A 24,082-nucleotide genomic window follows, 5' to 3' on the forward strand; every position below is an offset into this window, starting at 1 on the left:
GACGCAACGGGCCGTTGACACCGCGTTCGGCGGCCGGGTAATTGCCCCGATGGCCCGGCGCCCGGGCCAACGTGCACCGCGCGTGCAATTACCCATGTTCGACGCCCGCCCGTAGGAGACCCCCATGCATCGCCTACTCGCCGCCGCCGCGGCGCTGTCCGCAGTGACGGCGTTCGCCGAGCCGGTCCGGCTCGGCGAGGTTCGACAGAACCTCTTCGCCACGTGCTTCGCCAGCGACTCCGAAGGTTGGATGGTCGGCGAGCTCGGTCGCATCTTCCGCACCGCCGACGGCGGCAAGACCTGGGACCGCCAGGACGCCGGAACGAAGCGCCCCTTCCTCGCCATGTCCTGCCTCGACGGCAAGACGGCCTGGATCGCGGGCAAGGAAGGCATCATCTACGCGACCAAGGACGGCGGGAGCAGCTGGCAGCTCCAGAAGACCGGCTCTCCCCGGCACATCTTCGCCCTCCAGTTCGCCGACGCCCAGCGCGGCCATGCCGCCGGCGACTACGGCTCGATGGTGCACACCGAGGACGGCGGCGCCACCTGGACGGTGCACAACGTGCCCCCCGAGGTGAAGCTACCGGAGATCGCGCTCGACACCGGCGTCGAGCCCGGCGACGTCAACCTCTATGGCATCGCGTACGGCGATCGGGACCACGCCTGGATCGTCGGCGAGTTCGGCATCGTCATGGCGAGCACCGACGGCGGCCTCACCTGGCAGCAGCAAATGGCGCCGATCGAGAGCACGCTGTTCGGCGTGTATTTCGCCGACGCGAAGCGCGGCTGGGCAGTGGGCATCGACTCGATGATCCTCCAGACCGACGACGGCGGCGTCACCTGGACGCCGACGCCGGCTCCGATCCCGGGCCGCTCGCTCTACGACGTCGTCGTGAGCGGGCAGCGGGGTTGGATCGTCGGCGAGTCGGGGACGGTGCTGAAGAGCCAGGACGGTGGCCGCACCTGGCTGGTCGAGCAGCTGCCGATCCAGCTCGCGGCCAACTGGATTCGCGACATCTGGATGCAGCCCGATGGCGCCGGTCTCGCGGTGGGCTCCGAGGGGCTCATCCTGCGCGTCGACGAGAAGGGCCTCGAGCAAGTGAAGGACCGCCCCGAAGGCGCCCCCTCATGATCTCCAAGCGGCTCGTCGAAGCCTACCTCCGCTTCCTGCTCCGGCACCGCGTCGCGGTGTCCGTCGTCATCGCCGTGATGACGGCGTTCTTCGCGTGGCAATGCACGCACATCAAGGTCCTCCCGCAGTTCCTGGACTTCTATCCGGGCCCGCTGAAGCTCTCGTTCCTCGGCAAGGAGGTCACCCTCCGCGAGGGCCATCCCTACATCCAGATCTACAACGAGTTTCGCCGGATGTTCGGCAGCGCGAACGTGCTGACGATCATCGTCGAGAAGAAGGACGGCGACATCTACAACCCGGCGACCCTCCAGAAGGTCGACCAGGTCACCCGCGCCCTCACCGAGACCAAGGGCGTCGTGCCGTACCAGATCCTCTCCATCGCGCACCCCAAGATGAAGAGCATCACCAACGCGGGCGGTGCGATCCAGATCCGCGAGGTGTACTGGCCGGCCCTGCCGAAGACCCAGGAAGACGCCGAGCGGGTGAAGTTCGCCGTCTACTCGACCAAGGGCATCCGCGGCCTCTACGTGTCCGAGGACGACACCGCCGCCCTTGTCACCGCGGGCTTCTGGGAAGAGGAGCTCGACTTCAACTACCTCTACGACCGCCTGACGAAGCTCCAGGCGGAGGTGCAGGACGCGGATCACAACGTCTACATCACGGGATTCCCGTGGCTGTACACGTCGATCCAGCGTTACGTGCCGGAGGTGGGCGAGGTCTTCGTCATCACCATCGCCGCCCTCACGTTCCTGCTGTGGAACTACTTCCGCAGCTGGCCGGGCGTGTGGGTGCCGGTGTTCTCGGGCATCCTCTCGTCGATCTGGGCACTCGGCATGGTGCCGTTGCTCGGGCTGAACCTCGACCCGCTCGTTCTCGTGATCCCGATCTTCCTGTCCGCGCGCGCCCTGTCGCACTCGGTGCAGTCGATGGATCGCTATCACGAGGAGTACCACCGCACCCACGACAAGCACACGGCGATCGTCGAGTCGTACTCACACCTGTTCCCGCCGGCGATCGCGTCGGTGCTGAGCGACGGCATCGGCATCCTGCTCGTGGCCATCGCGCCGATCCCGCTGATCCAGAAGTGCGCCTTGTTCTCGAGCTTCTGGATCGTCTCGATCATCATCAGCGTCGTCACGCTGCACCCGATCATCCTCTCGGCGACGAACCCGCCGGGCGCCCATGGCGTGTTCCCGGGCTGGGCACGGCTCCTCGGCAACCTGACGCTCGCCGTCGGCGGCGCGCTGTTCTTCGGGTACGCGCTCTGGCTCGCCACCTCGCTGCTCGGCTACGGTGGCGTCGCGGTGATGCTCCTCATCGCGTTCGTGCTCTACCGCTGGCACGAGGTGATCTACGAGCGGGCCACGCACTGGACGATCGCCGCATCGAACGGCGGCTGGCGCTTCGTCGGCGTCGGCCTGACGATCGCGCTCTACCTGATCTGCCCCTACTTCGGATGGCGGCTGAAGGTGGGCGACATGACGCCCGGCGCGGCGCTGCTCTTCCCGCACCACCCGTACAACGTCGCCTACGCGAAGCTGAACGAGAAGTTCCTCGGCGCGAACCAGCTCGTCATCATCGCCGACACCGGCAAGCCCGACGGCATGAAGGACGTGGCCCCGCTCACGGCGATGGAGGAATTCGCCGACCACATGGAGGCGACGGAGGGTGCCGGCGCGTCGGTGACGGTCATCGACATCCTGAAGCAGCTCTCGCGGCTCTTCCACGAGGGGGAGCCGAAGTGGGCGTTCATCCCCGACAAGCAGAAGTACATCGCCGAGCTCTTCTATCAGTTCACCCAGACCGGCCAGGCCGGCGACCTCGACCGCTTCATGTCGACGGACATGCGCTACGGCACCATCATCACGCTCTACAGCGGCTACTCGCACGACATCATCATGAACGCGATCGCCGACGGGAAGGCGTGGGCCGCGCAGAACTCCGACGACGGCGTGCAGTACCTGTTCGCGGGCGGCCTCTTCGGCGTGCTGGCGGCCGTCAACGAAGCCGTCGACGATTCGTACTGGATGACGCTGGCGCTGGTGATGGTCGCCGTGTCGGCCTGCCTCTACTTCACTTACGGCTCGCTCGTCGCGACGCTGCTGCTGATGATCCCCGTGATCCTCTCGCAGCTCGCCTGCGAATGCGCGATGTGGCTGTGGAACATCGACCTCAACGTCAACTCGTTGCCGATCGCGGCCGCGGGTGCGGGCGTCGGCGTCGACTACGGCATCTACCACTTCAGCCGCATGATCGACTTCGTCGACGAGGGCCTCGGCCTCGACGAAGCGGTCGACCGAGCGACGGCGACGACCGGCAAAGCCATCATCTTCACCGCGACGACCATGCTCGCGGGCACGATCTTCTGGTGGTTCTCCGACCTGAAGTTCCAGGCGGAGATGGGCCTCCTGCTCGCGCTCCTGATGGTGTTCAACACCTTCGGCGGGCTCGTGCTCGTGCCGGCATGGATGAAGGTCGTCCGACCTCGATTCCTCACCAACCGGCCCGCCCGGACGATCGGCACACCAGCACCCGTGCCGCTCGCTGCCGGGTGACCGGACGCCCCTTGCACGCGGGAACGGGATTCGCCCGTCCCGCGCGTCGTCGCGGCGTGACCACCGGCGGTATGGTCGCGACGGCAGTCTTCCTCATGAGCCGGCAGCGCGAGGCACCTGAATGATCCCGAAGCGATGGGTCGAGAGCTACCTGCGGTTCCTACTGCGGAACCGCCTGCTCGTGACGCTGGCGATCGCGGTGATGACCGTCTTCTTCACGTACGAATGTACGCGCATCAAGATCATCGCCAACTTCATCGACTTCTACCCCAGCGCCACGAAGATCTCGCTCTTCGGCAAGGAAGTGACGCTGCGGCAGGGGCATCCCTACATCAACATCTACAACGACTTCCGGCGGATGTTCGGCAGCGCCAACGTGCTGACGACCATTCTCGAGGTGAAGGACGGCGACATCTACAACCCGACGACGCTCCAGAAGCTCGATCAGATGACGCGCTGGATCGTCGAGACCAAGGGCGTCGTGCCCTACCAGATCACCTCGATCGCGCACGCGAAGATGAAGAGCATCACGACCGTGCAGGGCGCGATCCAGGTGCGCGAGGTCTACTACCCCGGGGTCCCGAAAACCCAGGAGGACGCCGACCGCGTGAAGTTCGCGGTCTACGCGACGAAGGGGATCCGCGGCATCTACGTCGCCGAAGACGACAGCGCGGCCCTCGTGCATGCCGGCTTCTGGGAGGAGGACGTCGACGCCGGCTACCTCTACGACCGGATGATGGAGCTGAAGCAGCTCGTCGAGGACGACCACCATACCGTCTACATCACCGGCTTCCCGTGGTTGCAGACGTCGATCCTGCGCTACATCCCCGAGGTGCAGCAGGTGTTCATCATCACCTGCGCGGCGCTGACGTTCCTGCTCTGGAACTACTTCCGATCGTGGCCGGGGGTCTGGGTGCCCATGTTCTCGGGCATCCTTTCCGGCATCTGGGCGCTCGGCCTCGTGCCGCTGCTCGGGCTGAATCTCGATCCGCTCATCCTCGTGGTGCCCGTCTTCCTTTCGGCCCGAGCGCTGTCGCACTCCGTGCAGTCGATGGACCGGTATCACGAGGAGTACCACCGCACCCACGACAAGCACACGGCGATCGTCGAGTCGTACTCGCACCTGTTCCCGCCGGCGATCGCGTCGATCCTGAACGACGCCGCGGGCATCTTCCTCGTCACGATGGCGCCGATCCCGCTCATCCAGAAGGTCGCGCTGTTCTCGTGCTTCTGGATCTTCTCCATCCTGATCAGCGTCGTCACGCTGCACCCGATCATCCTCTCGGCGACGAACCCGCCGGGCGCGCCGAGCTCGTTTCCGGCGTGGGCGCGCTGGCTCGGCAAGGCGACGCTGGCGCTCGGCTTCGTCGCGTTCGCGTACGTCTCGCTCCAGGCGGCACACGATCTCCTCGGCACGACGAAGACCATCGTCATGTGCCTCATCGCCGCGGCGCTGTACCTGCGCCACGAGCAGATATACCAGGGCCTCACCGACGCGATCATCGCGGCGAGCGCCGGGTGGCGAAAGTGGGCGGGCGTCGGCCTCACCATCGCCCTCTTCATCGTCTGTCCGTACTACGGCTGGCAGCTGAAGGTGGCCGACATGACGCCGGGTGCGGCGCTGCTCTTCGCCGACCATCCATACAACATCGCCTACGCGAAGCTGAACGAGAAGTTCTTGGGCGCGAACCAGCTGGTCGTCATCGCCGACACCGGCAAGCCCGACGGCATGAAGAACGTCGAGCCGCTCACGACGATGGAGGAGTTCGCCGACCACATGGAGTCGGCGGAAGGCGCGGGCGCGTCGGTCACCGTGATCGACATCATCAAGCAGCTCTCGCGGCTCTTCCACGAGGGCGAGCCCAAGTGGGCGTTCATCCCCGACAAGCAGAAGTACATCGCCGAGCTCTTCTACCAGTTCACGCAGACGGGCGGCGCCGGCGACCTCGACCGCTTCCTCTCCGCCGACATGCGCTACGGCACCGTGGTCACGCTCTTCCACGGCTACTCCCACGACATCATCATGAACGCCATCAACACCGGCCAGGAATGGGCGGCGCAGCACAGCGACGGCGGGGTGAAGTTCCTCTTCGCGGGCGGCCTGTTCGGCGTGCTCGCGGCGGTGAACGAGGCGGTGGAGGACTCCTACTGGACGACGCTGGCGCTGGTCATGTGCGCCGTCGCGTTGTTCCTCTTCTTCACCTACGGCACGCTGGTCGGAACGATCATCTTGATGATCCCCGTGCTGATGGCCCAGTTCGCGACCGAAGCGTTCATGTACCTCATGCAGATCGACCTCAACGTGAACTCGCTGCCGGTTGCGGCGGTGGGCGCCGGCGTCGGGGTCGATTACGGCATCTATCACTTCAGTCGCATGATCGACCTCGCCGACGAGGGGCAGAGCCTCGACGACGCCGTCGACGGCGCGACCGCGACCACCGGCAAGGCCATCATCTTCACGGCGAGCACGATGATCGTCGGCTCGTTGTTCTGGTGGTTCTCGGACTTGAAGTTCCAGGCCGAGATGGGCTTCCTCCTGGCGCTGCTCATGGCGTTCAACACCTTCGGGGGGCTCGTGCTGGTGCCGGCGTGGATCAAGGTGCTGAAGCCCCGCTTCCTCACGAAGCGCGGGCCCAAAGCCGACGCCGAGCCCTCCGCACGACTCGCGGTCGGGTGATCGAAGCCCGGGCACTCACCAAGCGCTTCGGCGGCCGCACCGCCATCGAGAACGTGTCGCTCGCGGTCGCGCGGGGCGAGGTGTGCGGGTTCCTCGGCCCCAACGGCGCGGGCAAGACGACCACGCTGCGCATCCTGGCGGGCGTCTTCCCGCCGACGAGCGGGCAGGCCGTCGTCGCGGGCTGTGACCTCGCCCACGATCCGCTCGGCGCACGCCGGCAGCTCGGCTACGCGCCCGAGCGCCCGGCCCTGCACGCCGACATGACCGTCGAAGCGCAGCTGGCGTTCGTGGGCGGGCTGCGCGCCGGCGGCGACGTCCGGGCGGCGGTGGCACGCGTCCTCGACGACACGGGCCTCGGCGAGGTGCGCGCACGGCGTATCGGCACCCTGTCGCGCGGCTACCGCCAGCGCGTAGGCCTCGCGACGGCGCTCGTCGGCGATCCGCCCGCGCTCCTGCTCGACGAGCCCACGGCGGGCCTCGACCCCGCGCAGGCGGCCGACGCCCGCGCCCTCATCCGCCGCCTCGGCGCCGATCACGCCGTCTTCGTGTCGAGCCATCTGCTGGCCGACGTCGAGGCTCTCTGCGACCGCGTCGTCATCCTGCATCGCGGGCACGTGCTCGCCACCGACACGCCGGCGCACCTCGCCGCCCGCCTGCGCTCGACGACGATCGTCGAGGTCGAGGCCGGCGCCCCGCGTGAGGCGCTCGCGGCAGCGCTGGGCGCGATCGCCGGCGTCCGTACGGTGACGCCGCTCGCGCCGGGGCCCGGGCCGGCGCGCTGTCGCGTCGAGCTCGAGCCGGGCGGCGATCCCCGCCCGGCGATCGCGGAGGCGATCGCCGGCGCCGGATGGCCGCTGTACGGCCTCGTGCCGATCGAGCCCTCTCTGGAGGAGGCGTTCCTCGCCCTGACGGCGTGACGGTCGCGTGGCGCATCTGCCGGCGCGAGCTGGCGTCGCTCTTCGGCGGGTCGCTGGCCTGGGTGCTCGCCGCCGTCTTCACGCTGCTCTGCGGGTACTTCTTCTGGGCCGACCTGGCATTCTTCGTCCTGTTCGGCGGCAGCAACCTGCCGGCCGGCCTGTGGCGCTACGTCTTCCTCGACTTCCGGCTGGTGGCCCTGCTCGTGGTGCCGCTGCTCACCATGCGACTGCTGGCCGAGGAGCGGAAGCTCGGGACCCTGGAGCTCCTCTGGACGCTCCCGGTGCGCGACCGCGACGTGCTGGCGGGGAAGTTCGCGGCCGCCGCCATCGTCTATGTGACGATGCTCGCCGCGACCCTTGCCGGCCCGCTCGCGCTCTGGTCGCTGCACCCGTTCGCGCTCGGCCCGGTGCTCGCCGGCTACACCGGCATGCTGCTCCTCGGGCTCGCGTTCATCGCCGTCGGCCTGGCCGCGTCGGCGATCACGGAGAACCAGGTGGTGGCCGCGATGCTGGCGTACGGCGTTCTCGTGTTCTCCTGGTTCGCGACCTGGAACGAGGCCGCGCTGCCGGACGCGGTCGCGCCGATCCTCGTTTTCTGCTCGCTCTTCGACCGCTTCTACGGCTTCGCGCAGGGCGTGATCGACGTCCGCGACGTCACCTACCTCCTCGCCGTCACCGTCCTGTTCGCCTTCCTCGCGCATCGCGCGCTCGGCGCCCGCGCCTGGCGGGGCACCATATGAGGCGCGCGGTCGTCCTCCTCGTGGTGCAGACGGCGACGCTGCTCGCGATCCTCGCCTGCGTCCTCTTCCTCGCCGTGCGCAATCCCTCGCGTCTCGACCTGACCCCGGAGCGCAGCTTCACGCTGTCGCCCTACACCCGCGACGTGCTCGAGCGCCTGAAGGCGCCCGTCGACATCACGGTCTTCTACTCGAGCCAGGAGGGTGCGATCCGGCGCGCGATGTCCGACCTGCTGACGCTCTACCGCGACGCCTCGCCGCGCGTCCGCCTCCACATGCTCGATCTCGATCGCAGCCCGGGCGCCGCCGAGCGCCTCGGGGTGAGCGACTACAACGTCGCGGTGGTCGAAGCGCCGCGCGAGTCCGGCGTCCGCCGCACGCAGATCGACCTCGTGAACGAGGACAACGTCACCGCCGCCCTCCTCGAGGTGGCGGGCATGCCGACGCTCACCGCCTATTTCGTCGGCGGCCACGGCGAGCGCGACATCCGCAACACGGACGACCGTCTGGGCGCCGGCGAGGCCGCACGCGCGCTCGCGGCCGAGGGCTTCCGCGTCGAGCGGCTGACGGGCGCTGCCGGCATCCCGGCCGACGCCGATCTCGTCGTGCTCGCCGGCGCAACGCGCGACCTGCGCCCGCCCGAGGTCGACGCGCTCGCCGCCTGGGTGAAGGACGGCGGGCATCTGCTCGTCTTCGCCGATCCGGGCACGCCGCCGTCCATCGACGGGCTGCTGCGGCGCTTCGGCGTGGAGCTCGGGAACGACCTCGTCGTCGACGACCAGGCGCGCCTCTTCGGCACGGACGGGCTCGCGGCGCGCATCGCCTATCTGAACCAGCAGCTCGTGCCGCGCGAGCCGGCGGCCGAGGCCCTGCTGCCGCTCGCGCAGTCGCTGCGACTGGCCGACGTGCCCGGCATGCGCAGCGAGTACCTGGCGGTCACGGGCGAGCAGACCTGGGCCGACGTCGACAAGCGCACCGGGGGCGGCGTGGCGCCGTTCCGTCCCGGCGTCGACCGCCGCGGACCGCTGCCGGTGGGCGCCGTCGTCACCGTCGAGCGCGGCGACGCGCCGCCGGGACGCCTCGTCGTCCTCGGCGACGCCGACTTCATGACCAACCTGCACCTGAGCGTGCTCGGCAACCGGGACCTGCTCGGCCTGCTGGCGAGCCTCACGGCGCGCGACGAGCTCGTCACCGCGCCGCGACGCCGGCCCGCGGCGGAGGGCGTGTTCTCCGGGCTCGCGCTCACGGCGCGCGAGGCGCGCATCGTCTTCTGGGTCGCGGTCGCGGGTCCGGCGCTGTTGTTCGCGCTCGGCGGCCTCGTCGCGGTGCGTCGCGGAGCACGCGCATGACGGTGCGCGGCACGCTCGGGCTCGTCGCCGTGCTCGTCGTGCTGCTGGCGCTCGTGTGGATCGGCGAGCGCAGCGCGCCGCCGCCGGGCGCGCCGGCAATCGATGCACCGCCGCTACTCGCGGCAGCGCCGTCGTCGGTGACGCGGCTCGAATGGGTCGATCGCGGCAGGCGTCTCATTCTCGTGCGCGCGCCCGGCGGCTGGATCGACGTCGCGGGGCGCCCGTGGCGATCGAACGCGCCGGGGGACCTCTTGGAGGCCCTCACGACGCTTCGGCCCGTCGCGGTCGTCTCCGCGGATACCACCACGCTAGGCGAGTACGGTCTTGGTGCCGACGCGTCGCGCCTGGAGGTCCTCGGAGCCGATGGCGAGGCCGTGCTTCGTCTCGACCTCGGCAAGCGGAATCCGGCCTGGACCGGCGTCTACGTGCGACGCGAGGGCACGAGCGAGGTCCTCCTCGTCGGCGCATTGCTGCACTGGGAGCTGCGCAAGCTGCGCGACGCGGAACCCATCCCGGAAACCTTGACAACCGCAGGAGAAACGGGCGAACGAGGGTCCCCACCCGAGTCCCCGATCCGCAGGGAGGTCCCATGAAGAGAACGGCCCGCTTTCCGCTCGCGCTCGTCGCGGCGCTCGGCATCGTCGCTGCGGCCGTGTCGCCGGGCGCGGCCGACGACAAGCCGTGGATCCTCGACGCGAACAACTGGCAGGAGGGCAAGGACCTGCTGCCGGAGCCCGTGCTGAAGCGCCTCCAGGACGGCCAGTACTGGTTCAAGGTCGTCCCGGTCGACCCCGTCGCATACAAGAACAACTACGCGAAGAAGTTCTGGGATCAGACGGCGTCCAACGAAGGCAAGTACGACCTCGGTCCCAATTGCGGCCTGCGCGACAAGGAGACGGGCAAGATCCCGGACTTCCTGATCGGCCTGCCGTTCCCGAAGATCGACAAGAACGACCCCGAGGTCGCCTGCAAGATCGCGCAGAACTTCGCCTTCGCCGGCTCGCAGGGCGGCGGCGGCGGCGCGACGTTCAGCCTGAACGGCGTCGACACCGGCGGCGAGTTCCGCAAGGTCAAGGCGTTCATCCATGCGATGGGCTATCAGGGCCGCATCGACGGCAAGATCGAGAACAACCCCGAGAATCTCGCCGGCCAGGCGATCGGCGCCGCCATCGAGCCGATCGACGTCGAGGGCGTCTCGACGCTCACGAAGCGCTATTGGGACTGGGAGAGCCAGGACGCGATCTGGGCCTACGTGCCGTCGACCCGCCGCGCGCGCCGCGTGAACGCCGCCTCGCGCTCCGATCCGGTCGCGGGCCTCGACATCTTCTCCGACGACCTCAACTGCTACGCCGGGAAGATCGAGTACTATCAGTGGAAGCTCGTCGGCGAGGGCACCATCCTCGCGCCGGTGCTGCGCCCCGAGCCGTTCCCGATGACGCCCGCGGGACCGTCCCGCTTCACCATCAACACGCCCTACATGCAGGCGGGTTACGAGAAGCCCGGCAGCAAGGGTGCGCCGTGGTGGATCCAGGACAATCTCGTCTTCGTGCCGCGACCGGTGTGGATCATCGAAGGACAGTCGAGTGACCCGTACTACAACTTCGGCAAGGTCATCATGTACTTCGACAAGGACATCTACCGCATCTACTGGAAGCTCGTGCACAATCGCGCCGGCGAGTACTTCTACACCGCCGCCTGCGGCTACCACTTCGTGAAGGACGGCGAGACGTTCTCCGCCGTCTACCCGAACCTGGTCATCGGCGTGAACGACAAGACGAACCGCGCCGCGCTGGGCGGTCGCTATCAGTCCTCGTTCGTCGAGCGGAAGTGGGATCCGAACTACTTCTCGCTCCGCACGCTCACACGCCTCACCGACTGAGCGGGATGCCCCGCTTCCCCGCCTTCCTGCTGGCGCTCCTCGCTGCGACCACCGTCGCAGCGGGGGCGCCGGCGGTGAAGGTGCTCGAGCACGGCGGGAAGTGGGAGTCGGGCTACGGCGCGAAGTTCTACAACGTCGTCGGCACGCTCGAGAACGACGGCTCCGCGGCGGTGCGCTGGGTGAAGCTGCGCATCGACGCCCTCGACGACCACGGCAAGGTCGTCGCCTCGACCGACGCCTACAACGAGACGGCCGAGATCCTGAGCGTCCCCGAGGTGAAGCCCGAGGACGCGGCGAAGACCGGCAAGCTGAAGCCCTTCGCCCCCGGCACCACACAGCGCTTCCGCGGCTCCTTCCTCGCCGAAGAGACCCCGCCCTTCGCGACGTACCGGGTCGCGGTCGTCGACGCCCCGCCCGAGCCGTAGGCGCGTCGCTCGGCGCCTCGCATCGAGTCGCTGTGGTGCGCGCGGCGTGCCTGTCACGCCGCCGCGTCACGATCCGCGGTCCGGCGTGCCCCGACGCCCCGGTCGCTGCACCGCAGCGATACATGCGTGGTAGTGCAGTGCGTTGACAGCCTCCCGCGCCCGTTGTTAGCCGAGCGCGTGCATCGTTGGCTGGTGATCGGTTTGTTGCGTGACGGTGTGGCGCGGTCCCAGGACGGAATCGCCACGGCGTATCGGGAGCGGACGGGCGTAACGCCGGATCGGGAGGCGCTCCATGCCGAGCTGAGGCACCTCGTGGCCAAGGGCGTGCTCGACGTCGCCGGCGGCGCCGCGGCCCCGGCGTATCGTCTCGGTGCCGACGGCGCCGCGGCCTTCGACATCTGGCTCACCGCACCAGCGGCCATCGACGAGGACGACGACGAGCGCGTGACGTCGCGCCTGCTGCTGCTCGGCGAGGTGTCCCCGGCCGATGCAGCGCAGCTACTGGGGCGTTGGGAGCGCGAGCTCTGGGAGCGCGCCCGCACGCTCGAGCGCGCACGAACGGCCGCGGTCGCCGACGCCGCATCCTCCGCGCAGGAGATCGCCGTGCGTCCGGCCCTGCTCGAGCGCCTGCTCGAGCGCGTGGCGGCCGATCTCGCGACGCTCGCCGAGCTGCGCCGTGCCTGGGAGGCATGGCGCACGCCGTCGCGAACGCCCTGAACCGCCACGTCCTACGGGCGTCGCGCGCGAATGGATGCCCGGCAGCGATTTTCTGAGTTCATTGTCGCCAGAGGCCGGCGTCCTTAACTCGGGAGTCACTGTGTTTCGCTACGTCGTTCTCGGACTTCTTCGCGACGGCAAGCCCCGTCACGGGTACGCACTCATGAAGGCCTACCGCGACCAGGTGGGCGTGCAGGTGAGCACCGGGAATTTCTACCGGGAGCTCCAGCGCCTGGTCACGGAGGGCTGGGTCCGCACCGTCGAGCGTGCGGACGGCGCCGATGCCCGACAGGCGCCCTACGCGATCACGCCGACGGGGGCGGCGAGCTTCGACGAGTGGTTCGCCGACACCAACACGCCGCCGACGCACACGGCGTCCGAGGACCAGCTCTCCTCACGCATCCTGTTCCTCGCCGAGGTGAGCCCCGACGTCGCCCGGCGCCTGCTCGACCGCTGGACGGACGAGCTCTGTCGCCGCGCGAAGCAGCTCGAGCAGGCACGCACCGCCGCCCAGGCGGCGGCCGCCGAGCATCCCGATCGCTTTCCGGTGCTGCCGATCCTTCTGGGACGTCGGCTGCGCCACGTCACGGCCGACCTGGCCCTCGTGGACGAGCTCCGCGACGCCTACGAGACCTGGCTCGGCGAAGTCGCGCCGGTGCCCGATTGCATCACCACGGCACCGCGCCCGCGCGGTGAGCGGTCCCACCCCGCCACCGCTTCTTCGTCCCTCCTCTACCCGCGCGCGGGCGTCGGCTGACCGGCGCCCGCGTCCCGGGGGTGCGACTCGACGCTGCCGCCCGGCAGCCTCGGTCGCGCGCCTCGCGGCGGGACGCGCTACTCGTTCGCGACCGGAAAGCGCGGGCTGAGCGCGAGCGGCGTGATCTTCCCGCCCGCCTTCGTCTGCACCTGGATGGCGGCGAGGGGCGCGCGCCACGGTGCCGCGAGCGCGACCTTCCAGGCGACGGTGGCACGCAGCTCCCCCCCGGCCGGGATCTTCTTCGCCCCGCTCCAGCCCGCTGGCAGATCGATGTCGATCCGCCGTGTGCCGCCGGCGATCAGCACGACCTCGAGGTCGGTGAGCTCGACGTCCTTGCCCACGTTCCGCACCACCAGCTCCCCGTTCACCTCGACCTCCTTCTTGAGCTCGCGGGCAACCGCGAGGGTCGGCGTGAACGTGGCCTCGAGCTTGGGGGTTTTCTTGAAGAGCCCGAGCATCCCTCAATCCTCCAGCAGGCGATCCAGCCCACGCTCGAGACACTCGGCGATGTCGATCCGGCACTGGCGGAAGACGTCGTCGCTCTGCATGGCGGGGTCGGCGATGTCGCCCGAGGTGCCACCCAACTCGCGAAGGGTCAAGACGCGCTTGCCCTCGGCCTCGGGGAACGCGGCCAGCATGCGCCGCTGCTCGTCCGTCATGACCAGGATGACGTCGGCGGCGGCGATCAGATGGGTGTTGCGCTTGAGGTCGGTCGCCCCCGGCTTCGGCGGGTCCGGGATGCCCACTTCGCGCAGCACGAACTTGGCATCCAGCGAGACCAGGCTGCCGTCGCGGGCATAGGGAGCGATGCCTCCCGAGCCGACCTCGAGCCGATGATCCAGGCCGCGCTCGCGAACCATGCGCAGCAGCAGCGCCTCGGCGATGATGCTGCGGCTCGTGTTGGCGTGACAGACGATGAGCACCCGCCGGCGCGCGGGGCCGGCGGGTGCCGTCATGGTCACATGCCGCCCATGAAGATGTCGGCCATCGACTCGGCCTTGGTGTTGCCCTTGGCGAGCTCCGCCTTGAGCGCCGTGCCGAGCTTGGCGGCGTCCCAGGTGGCGAGCTCGGAGTTCTGCACCTTGCCGGCGGAGTGCCAGCCCTTCATCGGCCACACGTTGCGACCGGCGACGCGGAAGACCTGACCGTTGCACCCGGCGGCGTCGTCGCTGCCGAGCCAGGCGACGAGCGGCGCGACGTTCTGCGGACCCCAGGCGTCGAAGTCGCCCGGCTTCACCTCGCCGCCGAGGAGGCCGGCGGTCGACGGGGTGGCATCGGTCGTGAGGCGGGTACGGGCGACGGGCGCGATCGCGTTCGCCGTGACGCCGTACTTCTTCATCTCCTGGCCGATGATGATGGCCATGACCGCGACGGCGGCCTTGCAGGCGCCGTAGTTCGACTGGCCGACGTTGCCGAGGAGGCCCGCATCCGAGGCCGTGTTGATGATGCGGCCGTTCAGGATGTTCCCCTTCTTGTGCTCCTCGCGCCAGTACTCGCAGGCATGGCGCGACATCGCGAACGTGCCCTTCAGGTGCACCGCGACGACCGCGTCCCAGCTCTCCTCGTCCATGTTGAAGATCATGCGGTCGCGAAGGATGCCGGCGTTGTTGACGACGATGTTCACCTTGCCGAAGGTGTCGATCGCGCACTCGATGATGCGCTTGGCGGCGTTGAAGTCGGTGACGCTGTCGCCGTTGGCGACGGCCTCGCCGCCGTTCTTCTTGATCTCCGCGACGACCTCCTGCGCGGGGGAGCCGGTGGGGGCGCCGGTGCCGTCGAAGTGCGCGCCGAGGTCGTTGACGACGACCTTCGCGCCGAGCTTGGCCATGAGCAGCGCCTCTTCACGACCGAGGCCCCGGCCCGCTCCGGTGATGACTGCGACCTTACCTTCGAGAAGCATCAGAACGCCTCCTTTGAAATGTGGACAATCCGGGTCGTTTGCCCCAGGCCGCTTCGCCTTGTCAAGGCGACCGGGCACCGGGTGATGGCCGGATTAGGACACCCCGCCGGTGAAAACCGGCCACTCGCACCTGGGCCAAATTTTCTGTATTGGCGCCCGCGAGCGCAGGGGTGACTCTGTGGCTCGGGAGGGAACCGGATGCCGACGCCAGACCGCACGACCACCCGTGCGTGACCGCGACATTCGCGTCGCGCTGCTCGGGTGGCTGCGCGACCAGCACGCGGACGACGACAGCCTGATCCTGGAGGAACTGGGCCTGTGCCAGGGCGAGGCGCGGGTTGACCTCGCGGTCGTGAACGGTTCGCTCTCAGGCTACGAGATCAAGAGCGAACGGGACACGCTCGATCGGCTACCGGGCCAGCGGTCGATCTACAGTCAGACCCTCGACCACGTGTGGGTCGTGGCCTCACCTTCGCACGTCCCCCAACTGCGCAAGTCGACCCCTCGGTGGTGGGGCATTCAGGAAGCAGCGGTGACGGCGGAGGGTGCCATCACGTTCCGGGTTATCCGCCACGCAAAGCCGAACCCGAAAGTCCGCCCGCTGGCTCTCGCGCGACTGCTCTGGCGTGATGAAGCACTGGCGATCCTGGCGAGCCTCAACCTCGCCCAGGACTTGCGCTCCACGACTCGCTGGGCGCTCTGGGGACGCCTTGCCGATCAGGTCCCCGTGCCGATCCTCCGAGAGCTTGTTCGGGCGAGGCTCAAGGCACGGGGAGACTGGCGAGCTGGGCCCTCACCTTTTCGAGGTGATGGTTCAGCCCGATCCGCCGCCAAGTCTCAGCGTTTCCAGGAGAACCGCCGACGGTTGCTTTCTCGTATATCTCCGCGTCCGCAGCGCTGAACGTCCGGCCATCGTACCACTGCTGCCGGATCAGGTTTCGACAGATCGCCAGGAACTGTCCGTAGCCCTGCGCCTGCTTAAAGACGTTGCCGCCCTTCCAGATCATGAACTGCGTGTCGATCGAGTAGCGCAGTTGGGCGAGAATCGTAGCGCGCCCCGTGGGTGGCAGATCGGGATGGCCTATCCCGTAGTCGCCGTATGACGGCAGGCGCGGGACGCGATCCGGCCGGGACACAACCCGCCGCCAACCACCCCAATCCGATCGGTCCGCCGCGTTCCAGGTGCCGCTCACGAGCGGCCCGAGGCCGAGCGGGAATGCACCCGAGAGAACCGTCAAGGTCCGCCACTCGCTGACGCGCGGGACCAGATCGAGGGTCGCGCGCATAATGCTCGTGACCGCTGCGGACCGCTCTCCTGCGACGCTGCCGAGATCAATGAACACATCGACGCTCGGCGCATCTAGCCCCACGCGCTCCAGCAAAGCCGCAACGATCGCCTCCAGCTCGTCCTCGTCATCGAAGTCGTCTCGCACGAGTCTTAGGCCGCACCCGCGACCCTGATCCCTCGCGATAGTCGCAACTGCCTCCTGGTAGGCTTCGGATCGGCCGGTCCCGGTGATGGGAATAGCTGCCTGCTGGCGGCTGGCTACTTCCTGGAAGCACTCAAAGATCGGATGTTCCTCGGCGTCGTCGTCGGGCCAGTCCTCGTCGTCCAGGAAGAGCCCGTCGATGAAGTACGGGCGCTCCGAACGCCAACTCTTCCCCATCTGCTCAGGGACGAACGCCGCTTCGGAGCCAGGGATGACTTCCACGATCGGCGTTAGCCACTCGTGATCGGCCACGTCGCGAAGCCGGAAACTCCGCGCGCTTCCCCTTCAGAATAGGCACGTAGTGCTTGTGGCCAAACATAGATACCAGGCGTATTCGACTTGAAGTGCGAAATGCAACCCCCCGCCTAGCTGCGCCCTCCGGGTATGAGGCGCAGCTTTCGTGGGCCGCGGGGACCGCGGTAGCTGCCGCGAGTCTCACCCTTGGCCTGCGCCGCGGTGAGTCCCGGAAGCGTCTGCTGACCGGGCCCCGGCAGCGGCGACGGCTCAGGCGCAGACAGCGCGGCGTGCACCAGCTCCCCGATCGTCCACACGTGATCCGTCACGCCCAGAGCCATCGCAGGCGTCACGCGCAGCGTCTCGTGGACACGCACGAAGTTGTAGAAGGCGAAGTGCAGGCTGATCGCGGCCTGGTGGTTCTCCAGCTTCCGCGAGAAGCCCGACGTGAGGCGTGTGAAGCGGCGCATGTGCATGCGCGTGCTCAGGTTGAACCTCTCGACGTAGCTCGTGCTGATCTTCGTCGGGTCGGGGTTTCCGCACACAACCGTCTTGGTCGTGGCTATAACCTCTCCCGGGGAGTAGCGATGCGCGGCATCGTTCCCGGTGACGGCCGCGTAGTCCTTCACGATCTGCGCGAAGTCGACATCGCGCCCGAACGCATAGTCGATCGCGCCGACATAGGGGCCGAAGCCATCCGCCGTGATCTGCGGTCGGTTCAGGATGCGCGCCCGCAGGTCGGTCGCGATAGCGAGCGCCTCGCGGCCGGTGCGCTTGCCAACGACGTACGAGAGAACGGCCTTCGTCGTGGCGTCGAGCGCGACCCACACGTAGCAATCTCCCATGTCGGGCGCGTCGTCGATCTTCACGCGCTTCTGCTTCTTGCCGATGAACGCCCACTGCTCGTCCATCTCAATGAGGCTCACCTGAAGGTTGCGCATCATCGCGCCGTGGAGGCGGGCGCAGCCTTCGCCGACGCGGACACCGAGCCGCATGATCGTGTCGCGGTGAACGTCCGTCAGTCGCTCCGTCGCCCGGATGCTGCACCCCTCGGTCAACGCCGCGATCACCTGAACCTGCTTTTCAAACGGGAGGATGTTCATGAGCCCTTGCGCCTCTCCGGCTCGGGGCCCATCCTGTCGTTGTGGAGCGCTGGGTGGGGCAACCCGTCCGGTGTTCTAGGCCCCGTCTCCGGTTGCCGCCGGGGGCGGGGCCGTTTTCGTTACTGCGTCACGGGACATAATGTAGCCACATTGTAGGCACGTCGTCAAGTCCTTTACGAGACGGCCTGATGTCGCTACACTAGGCCGCGTGATGAAACGCCGGAAGGCGAAGGCGCAACGGAAAGAGGACGTGATCCGGCTGCGGGTCACGGCCGAGCAGAAGCGCGTCATGGTCGAAGCCGCCGAGCGAGCGGGCCTCGACGTTTCCGCCTGGCTCCGCTCGCTCGGGCTTCGTGAGGCCGGGCAGAAGCCCGGCTAGGGTATTATCGCGCGGTCGAGATACCGCACCGCCCACCTCCGCCGCCGTGAAGATGCCCGGGCCGATGAAGCTGGCCCGGGCTGGTTGAGGGTTAGTTCCGCACGAGCATCGGGAAGACGCGCCCGTTCTTCGGGTACACGATCTTGCCGCTGCGAGTCCGGCGCCAGGGGCGGAATATCAGGCGGTACCCGGGGGGTACGCGGATGCGCTTGGCCATGTGGGGCCTCCTTTCCGCATCACCGCCCTGGACGCGGGGGTGCTTGTGACGGAGGCCCCGAGGGGTTAAGAAGGCGGTTAGCAAGAGGGCCTTCTGTACCAGGCTCCGCGGCCGGGTCGACGTCCTACCGTCGCCTCGGCCGTTTCATTTTATCGTATCGTCAGTGCGTACCTCGTTCGCGAATTCGATCTAGCTCGACTACGCCGCGAGCAGCTCACGACGCCGCTGCGTGAAGACCTGCAAACGGATCTGCGCCGCGTGCGCCGAAACGCCATAGACACGCTGGAGGCGTGACGCGGTCAAGACGCCGCCGGCGCTCTCCAGCTCGGCCAGGCCGACGGCAGGCATCAAGAGTGCGCCCGCGAAGGCGTTCGCCTGCCATTCGGTGTCCCGATACCGAGGATGCTCCGCCTTGCCTCGCAGCATGCTGACGGCCCGCTGGTGAGGGATTCGCCCCAGCCGGACGAGCTGCTCACCATGCAGGCAGGCATGGCCGATCTCGTGACAGAGACAGAAGCGCGCTCGCGGATAGCCGGCCTGTAGCCCGCGGTATGTTTCGGGCGACACGGCCACCAGCAGACGATCGCGACCTTCGTCATACACCGCGAGCGCTTCGACTCCGGGAGGCAGCGGGTTCACCGCGTAGTCGAGGCGAACCGGCCGCCCGGAAGCCTTGATGTAGTGATCGTCGAGCCTCTCGAACGCGCGCACATCCGGGAACTGCTGCGTGGGCGACACCCCCTTGAGGATCACCGATCGCGCGAAGCGGGCGGCCCGCTCCACCTCGACGTACCCGAGCCCACGGTCGGCCTGAAGTCCACGAGTCACGGCTTCCCTCCCCGCCGCCCGCGGCCCTGTAGGACGTTGCGGATCAGCTCCAGATCATCGTCAGACAAGTCGGGCCAGCCACGCATCAGCGCGGCCCCCACCTCCCTTGCGGTCGGGCTGACATCCGCCACGTCCAGCTCGAAAGCCCCCTTAGAATCCGCGGCCGCCATGTAGAGCGGGTTCGGATCCGCGATGTTCAGGAACGCCACGGCCCGCGCCAGCCGATCAGCCGTGAGCGGCGCGCGGTTCCCGCGCTCGACGTCCGAGATGTATGCGACCGAGACCCCGAGGTGCTCCGCCAGGTCCCCCATCGTTCGATCCGCCTTCGTTCGCCACCTGCGAAGCAGTTCACCGAACTTCTCCGCCATGATTTCCTCCCTCCGCCCGCATCGGACGGTGATTCACGTTAAGCTTAGCGGCTGAAGTCCCCGCCGTCAAGAGTGATGGGCGCTGAACAGGACAGGTGCCTAGCCCCCCAGACTTAGGACACTCGCGCGCTCAAACGCGGACACTCGCGCTCAAAGACGGACATCACCGGGCACCACCGGCGGCGCCCGCTAGGCGGCCGCAGTCGGCTTCGATAAGAGGGCGCCGCATGCGTCGCGCCGTCCGCTGGATGAACGCGCTGGGGCTGGTGGCGACGCTCGCCAGCGCCCTCGCCGTGCTCGGGTCCTGGGTCCTCGACCCCACCTACCGGCAGCATTACGGAGACCAGCCGCTCTTCGTGCTCGGCTACGTCGCCCTGCACGCCTGGTACCTGCGGGCCTACCTCACCGATGCCCGGGCCCTGCCCGCGATCGCCTTCGCCCGGGCCGCGGCCGGCCTCTTCTTCCTCGTCACCTTCACGTACATCGGGCCGGCGTGGATGGTCGTCAGCCCGGCGCGCTACGTCTACCTGCTCTTCGAGTGGGGGTCGGCGTTCAAGATCGGCATGTTCGCGTTCGTCTTCCTCGGCCGCGGTGCTTTCAACGTCTTCAGCGCCTTCGTGCTGACGGAGACCTGGTGGCGGCCCATGCGCGAGACCCGGCCGCTCCTCGCGCGCCTCGTCACCGGCGTCCCGGTGCTGCTGATCGTCGGCTGCCTGTGGCTGTTCCTCCAGCTGGCCCGCATGGATGCGCGGACGTTCTCGCCGGAGGCGCACGGCGTCGCCGCGGAGGTCCTCGCGACCATCGACTGCGAGACGCTGCGCCAACGCCGCGGCACCACGACCACCGACGTCCGCCAGCGCGGCGAGCGGCGCTACGAGGTCACGGTGCGCTGGGATTGCCGCGACGTGCAGGTGATGGTGCGGGATCCCGACGGCAAGCTCGGGACCGAGCACGGGCCGCGGTTCGACTGCTGCCCGAACACGTCCGGCTGAGGAGTGATCGCCTGATCCGGCTGGCGGCGCGCCGGCGCCGGAGCCCGTCCGAGAAATCCTTGGGGAGGGAACGAGCCGGGGGCGGCACGTCTTCCCGGACGGGCTCCGGCGCCGGCGCGCCGCCGGCTGGATCAGGCGTGCGCCGCGACCGCCTCCGGTGCCGCCACGACCGGCCGCGCGCCGGCGCCGGCCTCGACGAAGGCCGGTCGCAGGACCGTGAGCAGGGCCGGCAGCACGACCAGCGCGCTCGCCGCCGACACCAGCATCGCCAGCGCCACCAGCGCCCCCAGCTCCACGTGGAGCGCGAACCCCGACAGGCAGAGCGTCGCGTAGCCGACGGCGATGGCCGAGGCGACGAAGCAGACGGCCTTGCCCGAGGTGTCGAGCGCGCGGCGCAGCGCGGTGGCGAGATCGCCGCTCGTCGCGCGCTCCTCGCGCACGCGGAAGAGGAGGTACATGGCGTAGTCGGCGCCGATGCCGACCGCCATCGCCGAGATCGTGGCCGTGATGCCGTCGAGCGGCACCCGGAGCAATCCCATGACGCCGAAGTTCACGGCCACCGTCAGCGCGAGCGGCACCACGACGAGCAGCCCCGCCAGGAACGAGCGCAGGAGCAGCGCCGACACGGCCACCGTGATGGCGGCGATCTGGAGGATGTTGCGCAGCTTCCCGTGCACCATCACCTCCGTCGACGCGGCGATCGACGCGATGGTGCCGGTGAACGCGACGTCGACCCCCGGGGGCAGGTGCGTCGCTGCCAGCGCGGCCGCGCGCGCGATCAGTGCCTCGCCGGCGTGCGTGCTGTCGTCGCGGACGAGCAGCCGCACCTTCGCCCAGCGATGGGTCGGATCGAGGATGACGTCGAAGTCGTCGGCGCCGCCCGAGAGGCCGTAGAGGAAGAGGTACTGGGCGACCAGCTCGCGCGACGCCGGCAGCTCACCGGCGTCGGCGCGATCGGCGTTCAGCGCCAGGTGCATGCGCCGCACGAAATCGACGTAGGACGTCACCTTACCGACCCCGGGCGCCGCCGCCAGCTTACCCTGGAGCTTCCACAGCCCGGCGAGCACGCCCGGCTCCTCGAGCCCGCCGTCGCGGCCGCCGTCGAGCAGCAGGATCAGCGTGCTCGTGCCGGCGAAGGCGTCGTTCAGTGCGGCGTCGTCGACGCGCACGGCCTCGCCTTCGCGGAACTGGCGCTTCACGCTCATGTCGACCGCGAGCCGACTGGCGGCGAGCCCGCAGAGGGCGACGAGGAGACCGGCGGCGCCGAGCACGCGCCACGGCCGACGCGTCGCCAGCGCCGCAACCCCGCCGAGCAGCCGATCGAGGATCGGGTGCGCCGCCGCCTCGCGCTCACGCTCACGCCGCGCGGGAGCCGGCAGCATCGCGCGCACTGCGGGGATCAGCGTCGCCTCGATCACGAGCGCCGACACGATGCCGAACGCCGTGAAGATACCGAACGTGCGGATGCTCGCCGTCCCGAACGTCACCAGCGACGCGAAGGACAACGCCGCGACCGCACCGGCGGCGAGCATCACCGGACCGACGGTGCGCAGCGACGCCACCACCGCCGTCTCGACGTCGCCGCAGCGGTCGTACTCCTCGTAGAAGCGCTTCAGGACCTGCACGGCATGCCCGGCGGCGACCGCGAGGATGAGGACCGGCGTGGTGGTGTTGAAGGGATCCAGCGCCACCCCGGCGAGGCCCATGAGGCCGAGCGCCCACAGCACCGAGAGGAGCCCGGTCGCGAGCGGCAGGACGAGCGCCTGGAGCGTGCGGAAGGCCTCGTAGTGGACCAGCCCGATGACGAGCAGCGCCAGCGGGAACAGGTAGGCCATGCGGCTCGAGTAGGCGCTCAGCTGCGACAGGAAGGCGACCGGACCGGACAAGCGCCACGTGAAGGTGCCGTCGTCCTCGCTCGCGATGGCCGCGCGCACGGCGGCGTCGAGCTGCCGATAGCCGGGCGTTGCCGGCGTCAGCTCGAAGCTCGCCTGCACCGCGGCCGCGGACCCGTCGGCGGCCACGAGCGTGCCGATCCAGGCGTCGTTGGCGAACGCCCGGGCGCGCACGGCGGCGGCGCCCGCCGCGTCCGTCGGCGGCTCCGGCATCACCGCTTCGACGACCAGCCCGTCGGCGTTGCCGCCGATCGCCTTCACCTGCGGCGCGGCGAGGCTCTGGATCAGCGCCGGGTTGGCCCCCGGCACGTGACGGAGCTTCTCCGTGACCCGTGCCAGCTTGTGGAGGAACGCCGGCGTGAAGACCTGCCCGTCGTGCGGGAACAGCCCGACGACGACGAGGTTCTTGTCGCCGAACAGCGTGTGCACGCGGTCGAGCGTCTCGACGTAGGGATGCCCCTGGGGCAGCTGCGCGTCGGGGTCGACCTCGACGTGCAGACGCGTGGCCGCGACACCGAGCCCGAGCGTGATCGCGCAGAGGGTGCCGAGGACGAGAAGCCGCCGCCGCACCACCCATCGCGCCAGACGCTCGAGCCGCGTCATTTCACGCCCCCACGCAGAGCCGCTCGGGCGCCGGGAAGCCGAGCTCGGGCAGGATCTCCGCCAGCTGCGACTCCGGGAACGCCTCGCCGACGAGGAACGGGCGGAACGGATGATCCGCCAGGTCGGCCGCGACCCGCCGCAGGTCGAAGTAGAGCAGCTCGTGCTCCCCGCCCGCGAGCTTCTCGTAGCGCGCGCTGAGGCCGGTGCGCTGGAAGCGCATCCACTCGTACGTCCACACGCGCTCGGGCTTGGCGCAGATGACGAGGTTGCGGGCGTCGATGCGGTCGATGACCTGCTTCACGAGATTGAAGAGGCCGAGCGACACGACCGGGAGGAACGTCTTGCCCTTGCGGTACTCGGGGAGGATCGCGAAGCGCGTGATCTCGACCGCGCCCGCGTTGCGCAGCGGCAGCGGCAGCCGAAAGTACTCTTCGCACTCGAGCGGCCCGGCGCGGCGCGGCGTGAGCCGGACGGTGCCGCAGGCGGTCCCGGTCTCGACGTCCTCCGCGAGGAGGAACCAGGAGCGGGGATCGTAGGCGTCGGGTACCGGCACGTCGTAGCCGTTGCCGTGGACGTAGACCCGGCGGCGGACGTCGATCGCGCGGGAGATCGCCTCCGGCGTCGAGCAGAGGGAGAAGCGGTACCCGGAGAGGAGACCGCGCTTGAAAGCCTCGTCCTCGGGGGCGTCGCTGGGCGGGAGTTGGACCGGACCGGACTGCATGTGACCCTCCAGGCCATCTGCCTGTGCAACGCCTGTGCCGCGGGCCATGCAGCCGTCCCCGCATGCTTTTCGGTACTTGCGGGGCAGGAACCGCGGTTCCCACCACCGTTCCCAGGGCCCTCTGGGGCCCATCCGGACGTTTCCCGTCAGTCCGGAACGCCGTGAGAAGGGCCGCCACCGGCTTGTGAGTCCGGCGGGCGACCCACAGAA

Annotated in this window: 21 protein-coding genes; 12 read left to right on the forward strand and 9 right to left on the reverse strand. The window is 69.0% G+C overall.

Features of this window, described 5'->3' with window-relative positions:
• Nucleotides 1-124: 124 nt before the first annotated feature.
• The 11 genes from KIT14_00065 (at nt 125) to KIT14_00115 (ending at nt 13,145) form a co-directional block, all read left to right on the forward strand.
• Nucleotides 125-1,132, forward strand: a complete 1,008-nt coding sequence (locus tag KIT14_00065) for a hypothetical protein (GenBank protein ID MCW5888922.1) — start codon at nt 125-127, stop codon at nt 1,130-1,132.
• Nucleotides 1,129-3,687 carry an MMPL family transporter gene (locus KIT14_00070; GenBank protein ID MCW5888923.1) on the forward strand — a complete coding sequence of 853 codons (2,559 nt, stop codon included), beginning with the start codon at nt 1,129-1,131 and terminating at the stop codon, nt 3,685-3,687. The genes KIT14_00065 and KIT14_00070 overlap by 4 nt, the downstream gene beginning before the upstream one ends.
• 121 nt (nt 3,688-3,808) lie before the next feature.
• Nucleotides 3,809-6,364, forward strand: coding sequence for an MMPL family transporter (locus tag KIT14_00075; protein MCW5888924.1), 2,556 nt, complete (start codon nt 3,809-3,811; stop codon nt 6,362-6,364).
• Complete coding sequence (locus tag KIT14_00080) at nt 6,361-7,281, forward strand: ABC transporter ATP-binding protein (GenBank protein MCW5888925.1); 921 nt, start codon at nt 6,361-6,363, stop codon at nt 7,279-7,281. The genes KIT14_00075 and KIT14_00080 overlap by 4 nt, the downstream gene beginning before the upstream one ends.
• Nucleotides 7,278-8,021, forward strand: a complete 744-nt coding sequence (locus tag KIT14_00085; GenBank protein MCW5888926.1) for an ABC transporter permease subunit — start codon at nt 7,278-7,280, stop codon at nt 8,019-8,021. Before KIT14_00080 ends, KIT14_00085 begins: the two co-directional genes overlap by 4 nt.
• A complete protein-coding gene (locus KIT14_00090) occupies nt 8,018-9,367 on the forward strand; it encodes a GldG family protein (protein ID MCW5888927.1) in 1,350 nt (449 codons plus the stop codon). Before KIT14_00085 ends, KIT14_00090 begins: the two co-directional genes overlap by 4 nt.
• Nucleotides 9,364-9,960, forward strand: a complete 597-nt coding sequence (locus tag KIT14_00095; protein MCW5888928.1) for a DUF4340 domain-containing protein — start codon at nt 9,364-9,366, stop codon at nt 9,958-9,960. The genes KIT14_00090 and KIT14_00095 overlap by 4 nt, the downstream gene beginning before the upstream one ends.
• Entirely contained in the window at nt 9,957-11,246 is a 1,290-nt protein-coding gene (locus tag KIT14_00100) for a DUF1329 domain-containing protein (protein MCW5888929.1), read from the forward strand. The genes KIT14_00095 and KIT14_00100 overlap by 4 nt, the downstream gene beginning before the upstream one ends.
• Nucleotides 11,247-11,251: 5 nt before the next feature.
• Nucleotides 11,252-11,671: a hypothetical protein gene (locus KIT14_00105; GenBank protein ID MCW5888930.1), complete on the forward strand. Its 420-nt coding sequence runs from the start codon at nt 11,252-11,254 to the stop codon at nt 11,669-11,671.
• A gap of 177 nt (nt 11,672-11,848) precedes the next feature.
• Nucleotides 11,849-12,388: a hypothetical protein gene (locus KIT14_00110; protein ID MCW5888931.1), complete on the forward strand. Its 540-nt coding sequence runs from the start codon at nt 11,849-11,851 to the stop codon at nt 12,386-12,388.
• A gap of 34 nt (nt 12,389-12,422) precedes the next feature.
• The gene (locus KIT14_00115) at nt 12,423-13,145 is read left to right on the forward strand and encodes a PadR family transcriptional regulator (protein ID MCW5888932.1); all 723 of its coding nucleotides are present in this window, start codon (nt 12,423-12,425) and stop codon (nt 13,143-13,145) included.
• A gap of 77 nt (nt 13,146-13,222) precedes the next feature.
• On the opposite strand, the gene KIT14_00120 is transcribed toward KIT14_00115, so the two are convergent.
• From KIT14_00120 to KIT14_00150, 7 genes are all read right to left on the reverse strand, one after another.
• The gene (locus KIT14_00120; GenBank protein MCW5888933.1) at nt 13,223-13,603 is read right to left on the reverse strand and encodes a hypothetical protein; all 381 of its coding nucleotides are present in this window, start codon (nt 13,601-13,603) and stop codon (nt 13,223-13,225) included.
• Nucleotides 13,604-13,606: 3 nt separating this feature from the next.
• Nucleotides 13,607-14,101 carry a low molecular weight protein arginine phosphatase gene (locus KIT14_00125; GenBank protein ID MCW5888934.1) on the reverse strand — a complete coding sequence of 165 codons (495 nt, stop codon included), beginning with the start codon at nt 14,099-14,101 and terminating at the stop codon, nt 13,607-13,609.
• A gap of 2 nt (nt 14,102-14,103) precedes the next feature.
• Nucleotides 14,104-15,048, reverse strand: a complete 945-nt coding sequence (locus KIT14_00130; protein ID MCW5888935.1) for an SDR family NAD(P)-dependent oxidoreductase — start codon at nt 15,046-15,048, stop codon at nt 14,104-14,106.
• Nucleotides 15,049-15,806: 758 nt separating this feature from the next.
• The gene (locus tag KIT14_00135; GenBank protein MCW5888936.1) at nt 15,807-16,787 is read right to left on the reverse strand and encodes a hypothetical protein; all 981 of its coding nucleotides are present in this window, start codon (nt 16,785-16,787) and stop codon (nt 15,807-15,809) included.
• A 113-nt stretch (nt 16,788-16,900) separates the two neighbouring features.
• On the reverse strand, nt 16,901-17,872 hold the full coding sequence (locus tag KIT14_00140) for a transposase (GenBank protein MCW5888937.1): 972 nt from the start codon (nt 17,870-17,872) through the stop codon (nt 16,901-16,903).
• Between the two features lie 794 nt (nt 17,873-18,666).
• Nucleotides 18,667-19,251, reverse strand: a complete 585-nt coding sequence (locus KIT14_00145; protein ID MCW5888938.1) for an ImmA/IrrE family metallo-endopeptidase — start codon at nt 19,249-19,251, stop codon at nt 18,667-18,669.
• A gap of 41 nt (nt 19,252-19,292) precedes the next feature.
• A complete protein-coding gene (locus KIT14_00150; protein ID MCW5888939.1) occupies nt 19,293-19,664 on the reverse strand; it encodes a helix-turn-helix transcriptional regulator in 372 nt (123 codons plus the stop codon).
• Nucleotides 19,665-19,891: 227 nt separating this feature from the next.
• On the opposite strand from KIT14_00150, the gene KIT14_00155 reads away from it, so the two are divergent.
• Nucleotides 19,892-20,656, forward strand: coding sequence for a hypothetical protein (locus tag KIT14_00155; GenBank protein MCW5888940.1), 765 nt, complete (start codon nt 19,892-19,894; stop codon nt 20,654-20,656).
• A gap of 131 nt (nt 20,657-20,787) precedes the next feature.
• Here KIT14_00155 and KIT14_00160 read toward each other — a convergent pair whose 3' ends face one another.
• A complete protein-coding gene (locus tag KIT14_00160) occupies nt 20,788-23,151 on the reverse strand; it encodes an MMPL family transporter (GenBank protein MCW5888941.1) in 2,364 nt (787 codons plus the stop codon).
• Nucleotide 23,152: 1 nt separating this feature from the next.
• Nucleotides 23,153-23,872: a GNAT family N-acetyltransferase gene (locus tag KIT14_00165; GenBank protein MCW5888942.1), complete on the reverse strand. Its 720-nt coding sequence runs from the start codon at nt 23,870-23,872 to the stop codon at nt 23,153-23,155.
• Nucleotides 23,873-24,082: the final 210 nt, after the last annotated feature.

The sequence above is a fragment of the bacterium genome (genome assembly GCA_026129405.1).
Taxonomy (GTDB): domain Bacteria; phylum Desulfobacterota; class Binatia; order DP-6; family DP-6; genus JAHCID01.